This is a genomic window from Modestobacter muralis (assembly GCF_010682105.1).
GTDB classification, from domain to species: Bacteria; Actinomycetota; Actinomycetes; order Mycobacteriales; family Geodermatophilaceae; genus Modestobacter; species Modestobacter muralis.
The window spans coordinates 84,997-91,898 of the sequence record NZ_JAAGWH010000039.1 but is presented as its reverse complement, the minus strand read 5'-3'; the positions used below and the strand labels follow the sequence as shown (position 1 = coordinate 91,898).

The 6,902-nt window shown below is 73.5% G+C and carries 6 protein-coding genes; 1 reads left to right on the top strand and 5 read right to left on the bottom strand.

The features are described from left to right. A partial coding sequence (locus tag GCU67_RS14085) for a SpoIIE family protein phosphatase (RefSeq protein WP_163611843.1) occupies positions 1–1,701 on the top strand: 1,701 nt, incomplete at its 5' end. A gap of 49 nt (positions 1,702–1,750) precedes the next feature. Here the strand turns inward: GCU67_RS14085 and GCU67_RS14080 are convergent. From GCU67_RS14080 to GCU67_RS14060, 5 genes are all read right to left on the bottom strand, one after another. Further along, the gene (locus GCU67_RS14080; RefSeq protein WP_163611842.1) at positions 1,751–1,933 is read right to left on the bottom strand and encodes a hypothetical protein; all 183 of its coding nucleotides are present in this window, start codon (positions 1,931–1,933) and stop codon (positions 1,751–1,753) included. 13 nt (positions 1,934–1,946) lie between these two features. Then, positions 1,947–3,560, bottom strand: a complete 1,614-nt coding sequence (locus GCU67_RS14075; RefSeq protein ID WP_163611841.1) for a glycerophosphodiester phosphodiesterase — start codon at positions 3,558–3,560, stop codon at positions 1,947–1,949. Between the two features lie 310 nt (positions 3,561–3,870). Continuing rightward, complete coding sequence (locus GCU67_RS14070; RefSeq protein ID WP_338105015.1) at positions 3,871–4,782, bottom strand: intradiol ring-cleavage dioxygenase; 912 nt, start codon at positions 4,780–4,782, stop codon at positions 3,871–3,873. Further along, entirely contained in the window at positions 4,779–4,943 is a 165-nt protein-coding gene (locus GCU67_RS14065; RefSeq protein WP_163611840.1) for a hypothetical protein, read from the bottom strand. The genes GCU67_RS14070 and GCU67_RS14065 overlap by 4 nt, the downstream gene beginning before the upstream one ends. A gap of 81 nt (positions 4,944–5,024) precedes the next feature. Then, the gene (locus GCU67_RS14060) at positions 5,025–6,869 is read right to left on the bottom strand and encodes a phosphoenolpyruvate carboxykinase (GTP) (protein ID WP_338105014.1); all 1,845 of its coding nucleotides are present in this window, start codon (positions 6,867–6,869) and stop codon (positions 5,025–5,027) included. Between the last annotated feature and the right edge of the window lie 33 nt (positions 6,870–6,902).

Genomic DNA, 6,902 nt, shown 5'->3' with positions numbered 1-6,902 from the left:
TTCCTCGGGCTGCACTACCCCGCCTCGGACATCCCCGCGCAGGCCCGGGCGCTGTACGAGAAGAACTGGATCCGGCTGATCTCCGACGTCGACTACACCCCGGCCCCGCTGGAGCCGCTGCTGCTGCCCGCGACCGGGCAGCCGCTGGACCTCACCTGGTCCACGCTGCGCAGCGTCTCCCCGATCCACTGCGAGTACCTGCAGAACATGGGCGTGCGGGCGTCGATGTCGATCTCGCTGCTGCGCGACGGCCGGCTGTGGGGGCTCATCGCCTGCCACCACCACGCCGGTCCGCACGCCCCGCCCTACGCCACCCGGACGGCCGCGGAGTTCCTGGGCTCCACCCTGTCGCTGCGGCTGGTCGACCAGGCCGAAGACGAGGAGGACCGCCGGGCCCTGCGGGTGCACTCCGCGCTGACCTGGCTCACCGCCGCGGCGCTCGACGAGGAACGCCCCCTGGCCGAGACGCTGCTGGGCAGCCCGGGGCTCCTCGACGTCGTCCCGGCCGACTCGGTCGTGGTGCACCTGCAGGGTCACACCGGCAGCGCGGGCGTCCCGCTGCCCGCCGGGGTCACCGCCGCCCTCGCCGGGTGGGCGGGTGGGCAGCACGACGACGTCGTGTCCACCGACCGGCTGCCCCTGGCCGCCCCGCTGCTCGGTGTGCCGGCCGACCAGGTCTGCGGCGTGCTGGCCCTGCCGCTGCCCGACGGCCAGTACGTGATCTGGACCCGCGCCGAGCAGGCCCACACGGTCGACTGGGGCGGCGACCCGCACAACAAGGCCATCGCCGAACGGGACGGCGACACCGTCCGGCTGTCCCCCCGCAGGTCCTTCGACCGGTGGCGGGAGACCCAGCGCGACCGGTCCGAGCCGTGGTCACCGGCCCAACTGGCCGAGGCCGGTGACCTGCGCGCCAACCTGCTCGAGGCCCTGTACGCGCGGTCCCGCCGGGTGGCCCACGCCGCGCTGACCCTGCAGCGCAGCCTGCTGTCCGAGCCACCCGCGCCCGACCACCTGGAGGTCGCCGTCCGCTACGTCCCAGCCGCGCAGGACGCCCAGGTCGGTGGCGACTGGTACGACGTCTTCAGCCAGCCCGACGGGGCGACCGCCCTGGTGATCGGCGACGTCGTCGGGCACGACACCGCGGCCTCCGCCGCCATGGGGCACCTGCGTGGCCTGCTCCGCGGGATCAGCTACGGCAGCGCCGACACCCCGGCCGCCGTCCTCACCCGACTCGACCAGGCGGTGGACGGGCTGGACCTCAGGACCGTGGCGACGGTGGTGGTGGCCCGGCTGGAGCAGACACCCGCGGAGCTCGAGCAGGGCGTCACCCGGCTGCGCTGGTCCAACGCGGGCCACCCGCCGCCCGTGGTGGTCCACCCCGACGGCACGACCGAGGTGCTGGCGCGGACGCCGGCGGACCTCCTGCTGGGGGTGCTCGTGGACGCGGTCCGCCACGACCACGAGGTCACCCTCCCCCGGGGCTCGACCGTGCTGCTCTACACCGACGGCCTGGTGGAACGCCGCGACCAGGAGTTCGACGTCGGCATCGAGCGGTTGCGCACCGAGCTGCCGGCCCTGCTCGGCCTGCCGACGGCCGAGCTCGCCGACGGGCTGCTGGCCAGGGTGCTGCCCGCCCGGGCCGAGGACGACGTCGCGCTCATCGCCGTCCGGCTGGACCCACCGGCCCGGAGCCGCTGAGCTCTCCCACCGACGGCCCTCCGCCGGCGGTCCCCCGGCGCCGGCCGGTTCACCCCGGCGGGAGCGCGCGGTCCGCCTCGGCCGCCGCGATGGCCGCCACGCGGGTGTCGAACCGACCGACGAGTGCGCCGTCGTGCAGGCGCATGACCACGAACCGGCGGTCCTCGTCGTAGGTGATCGCGTACCCGGCGGGATCGCCCATGTGATCGCGGAGGACGACGTTGCGGCCCACGGTCAGCTCCTCGTCATGTGATCGTCAGGGACGCGCAGGAGATCGCTGCGACGTCGTCCCGGCAGTTGCGCAGGAAGAGGTACCCACCCGACCACGTCGAGTCCCGATAGCGGGCGGAGACGTGGTCGTCGGTGCGGCTCACGGTGAACCCGGTCGGCGTCTTGGCGATGGTGATCGTCACCTGCTGGGCGAGGGTCGTGCCCCGGGCGACGGCCGCCGACGGGACCAGCGCCTCCACCGACAGGGCTCTCGCGCCGACCTCCGCGGCGGCGGTGAGCGTGGCGACCTGCCCGGTCGGCAGCAGGAACTGGTGTCCCGCCCGCACGGCCCCCGGCAGGCCCTGCACCACGAGGTGGTCGACGACGACCCCGGCCGGGAGCGCCGCCGCCAGGACCGGGGTGACGATCGCGGACGTCGAGGTGCTGCCCAGCTCCCTCATGCCGGCACCTCGAGCCGGCTGTCCGAACACGTCCAGCTCGCCGTTCCAGCGCAGGGTGACGAGGTGACCGGTGGAGGTGTCGACGTCGTCGGGGCACTCGTCCGTGGTCGCGGCGAAGTAGACGCCGCCCCAGCGCGTGAGGTCGGCCGAGGGCGGCCGGTCGTACACGAGCTGCACGGTCACCACGTACTCACCGAACGCGTCGGCGACCGGGCACACCGGACCCGCCAGACACGGGGTGGGCTCCAGCACCCACCGCCAGGCACCGGGCACGCCGATGAGCGGGCCCCGCCCTCCCGGGAGCGCCGGGTCGGCGACGAGTGGACCGACCCCCGGGTAGACCAGCATGCCGTGGCCGTACGTGCCCTCGACCGGCCACGGTGCCTGCCGTCGGCGGTACGCGGGGTCCCGAGCCGCGTAGAGCGGTTCGTTGGTGAGGATGCCGTCGCAGCCGGCCGCCATGACGCGGTCGTGGTCCACCTGTGTGTCGACGGTCCAGGCGAGCACGCGGAGCCCGACCGCCTGCAGCGACCCGACGACGGAGCCGAGGGCGGCCGCCTCCTTGTACAGGCCGACGAACCGCGCACCCGCAGCGACGATGGCCGCCGGACTCGCCTCGGCCCCGCTGTCCATCAGGTACAGCGGGGCGATGCCCGCTGCGGAGACGAGCGCGACCTCGTCGAGCCGGAACGACTGGATGATCGTGCTCGCCTCCAGGCCGCGCTCGACCACCGCGTCGATGATCGCGAGGGTGGTCGCCGCGCCCACGCTCTTGGACTCCGGGACCAGGACGACGGTGCCGCCGAGCCGGTCCAGGACCTCGGCGAAGGTGGGCACCGGCTGGTCGGTCCAGTGGCCGCCGAACCACGTCGACGCGTCCACCGTCAGCGTGCGGACGTCGGCCAGGGTGAGGTCGCCGACGTTCCCGCGCCCGTCCGTCGTGCGGTCGACGGTGGCGTCGTGCATCGCGACCAGGACGCCGTCCGCCGTCAGCTGCAGGTCCCCCGCCTCGATGGCCTGACAGCCCAGTCCGGCGGCGCCCTCGTAGGCGGCCATCGTGTTCTCCGGGAACAGGTTCGCGCCGCCCCGGTGCGCGACGACCAGCGGGAAGGTCAGCCCATCGACCGTGGCGGTGCCGCGCTGCCCTGGCGGGTCGGCGCGCCGGGCGCGGCTCGCTGGGAGGTCCATCGCCCTCCCTCCCTCGCCGGGTCGTGCCCCGACCACGAGTGGTCATCCTGGCCCACGCGTGTTCCGGCCCCCTCACCACCACCGTCCCGGCCGGTCGATGCACTGCCGTACCGGTCGAGCGTGCCGAGCTCACGGGGAGGGTGTGGGTCCGCACGGACACCGGGTGCGGGGACTCCCCGCTGAGCTCGCCGGCGACCTGCAGACCTGCGCGAGTGATCGTGCCCCGGCGGTGACGACGGACGGTGAGCCGTGCACCTGTCCCGGAGTCCTCATCCGCCGGACCCGCGCTCCGATGGCGACCACCAGGCGGTCACCGGGAGCGGCCGCCCGGATTCGTCGCCGGCGGCTCCTGCCCGGCGCGCAGGAGCGACAGGTCGAACGTGAGCGTGCAGAAGGGGTTGGGCAGGCCGACCTCCGCGGCGCGCGCCGGGTCGTCGACCTCGTGCACCGGTCGCACGAGGCTCTCCTTCACCCCGAAGACGGCGTCGGAGTCCAGGTAGGGGCTGTCGGCGACGAAGACGTGCGTGGTGACCGGCCGGTGGCCGGGCGCGGCGACGATGAAGTGCAGGTGCGCGGGGCGGTTGGGGTGCCGCCCGGTCGCGGCGAGCAGCTGACCGACCGGACCGTCGTCGGGGATCGGGTACCAGCGCGGCACCACCGACCGGAACCAGAACCGGCCCTGCTCGTCGGCGGTGAACATCCCGCGCAGGTTCCCCGCCGGCTGGACGCCGGGCTGCTGGACGTCGTAGAAGCCGTCCTCGTTGGTCTGCCAGACGTCGACCGCCGCGCCGGGCAGCGGCTCGCCGTCCGGACCGGTCACCCGGCCCGACACCAGGCAGGGCGTGCCCTTGCCGTCCAGCGCGATGTCCGCACCCAGGTCCCGCACCGGGGACTCGACCATGTGGAAGGGGCCCAGCACGGTCGACTCGGTGGAGGTGCCACCGGTCCGGTGGTTGATCGTCTCGACCAGCATGGAGACCCCGAGCACGTCGGAGAGCAGGATGAACTCCTGCCGCACCTCGTCGCTCAGCTGCCCGGTCCGGGTCAGGAAGTCGATCGCGACGCCCCACTCCTCCTCGGTCAGCTCGACGTCCTTGACGAAGGCGTGCAGGTGCTGGACCAGCGACGTCATCACCTGCCGCAGTCGCGGGTCCGGCGTCCCCGCGAAGCTGGCGGCGACCACCTCGGCCGACCGCTCCTCGTCGAACAGCTCGCCGCTCACGCTCGGTCCAGCACGGAGCGCAGGGCCGCGTCCGACGCGGCACCGGCACGGCCGACGGCGACGTGCTCGCCCGGGCGGGCGGGCGGCACGCCGCCGTCGTCGATCGCGCGGACGCGCGACCAGCCGTGGTGCAGGTCGTTCAGCCCCAGCTCAGTCGACACGGACGATCCTCCGGCCATCGGGACGGGCGGTTCCCCTGTGGTGCACCGCAGACCCCAGTCGTCTGGGCTCCGACCAACCGGTCAGGTCTGGGGGGCGTCCAGTGCGGCCGCCACCCGGCGGTGCGCCTCCCAGATCGCCTCCGGCACGTCCCGGAACTGCTCGAGGTGCTCCGCGCGGTGGGCCATCTCCTGCCGCCAACGCGGGACGTCGATGGTCAGGAGCCGGTCGAGGTCGCCGGGCCGGAGGTCCATCCCGGTGAGGTCCAGCTCGTCCGCGGTCGGGACGATGCCCACCGGCGTGGGCGTGCCGGACACCTCTCCGTTGCGCAGTTGGACCAGCCAGAGCAGCGCACGCAGGTTGTCCCGGTACCCCGGCCACAGGAAGTGGCCGTCGTCGGGGTCGCGCTGGAACCAGTTGACGTGGGCGAAGATCGGCTGGTCGGTGGCCGCGCCGATGACCTTCAGCCAGTGCGCCGCGTAGGCGCCCTCCGGGAAGGCCATGAACGGGCGCATCGACATGGGGTCGTACCGCAGCACGCCCTCGGTGCCCTCGGCGGCGAAGGTCGCCTCGGCACCCAACGTCAGGCCGTCGTAGACGCCCTCGGCGAGGTCGGTGATCGCGCGGACCAGCGGTTCCCGGTCCCGCGTGCGTCCCCCGAAGATGATCGCGTCGATCGGCACACCCCGGGGGACGTCGAAGTCGGCGGCGATGTTCGGCACGTGCTCCAGCGTCGTGGTGAACCGGCTGTTCGGGTGCGCCCAGGGCGCGTTCCGCTCTCCGTCGGGTCGCTCGGAGATCAGCTCGCCCTTCCAGTCCCGCCAGCCGGTGACGTCGGCCGGCGGCTCCGGCGTCCGGCCCTCCCACCAGACGTCGGCCGCGTCGGCGTTGTAGGCGACGTTGGTGAAGATGGTGCCGGTGCCCGGCGCGATCGCCGCGACCGCCGTCGGGTTGGTGAGCTCGTTGGTGTCCTTGGCGACGCCGAAGACACCGAACTCGGGGTTGATCGCGTACACGCGGCCGTCCGCCGGGTCGACCCGCAGCCAGGCGATGTCGTCACCGTAGAAGTCGACGTGGTAGCGGTCGCCGAGCGCGTCGGGGGCCAGCGTCATGGCCAGGTTGGTCTTGCCCGATGCGCTCGGCATGCCGCCACACACGTGGTACTTGCGGCCGGTCTGCTTGTCGGTGATGCCCAGCAGCAGGAACTGCTCGGCCAGGAACTCCCCCGACGCCCACCCGTCGAAGGTCGCCTGGCGCAGGCCGTGGGCGATCTTGCCCAGCAGCGCGTTCCCGCCGTAGGAGGACCCGTAGTGCAGGATGGTCCGCTCCCTGGCGAACGTGACGAAGTAGCGCTGGTCGTCCGGCGTCCCCTGACCCAGCGTGTCCAGGTCGCCGGTGACGTGCACGGCGCGGACGAAGGTGTTCGGGGCGGCCAGGTCGTTGATGTGCGCGACGCCGACCCGGGCCATCCGGATCATGTGCAGGACGACGGTGCGGCTGTCGGTGAGCTCGACCCCCGCCGCGTACGCCTCCAGCGGTGAGCCGGGCGGCGCCATCAGGTAGGGGACGACGTACATGGTCTTGCCCGCCGAGGCACCGCGCATCCGCTCCTCGAGCAGGGGCCGCATCTCCGACGCCGGACGCCAGTTGTTGTACGTCCCGGCGTCCGCGGGGTCGTCGGTGGCGACGACGGTGCGCTCCTCGGAGCGGGCGGTGTCCTTGGCATGGCTGCGCGAGTAGTACCGGCCTTCGCCTGCGGGGAGGAGCTCGCCGGCGTCCACCGCCTCACGCAGCAGCCGGGCGTCGTCGGAGGCGTTGACCACCTCGATCCGCGCGGCCCCCGTGACCTCGGCCCAGCCGTGGACGAAGGCCCGTACCTGGGCGTTCGTCAGTCCTGCGTCATCGAGCACGGCGTTCCGGACGTCCACGAGACTGCTCCTCGCTGAGATGGGGGCTTCGGC

What these genes read in the sequence shown, in the direction of transcription:
- GCU67_RS14075 (WP_163611841.1), bottom strand. Translation starts at nt 3,560, where the DNA reads ATGGACCTCCCAGCGAGCCGCGCCCGGCGCGCCGACCCGCCAGGGCAG.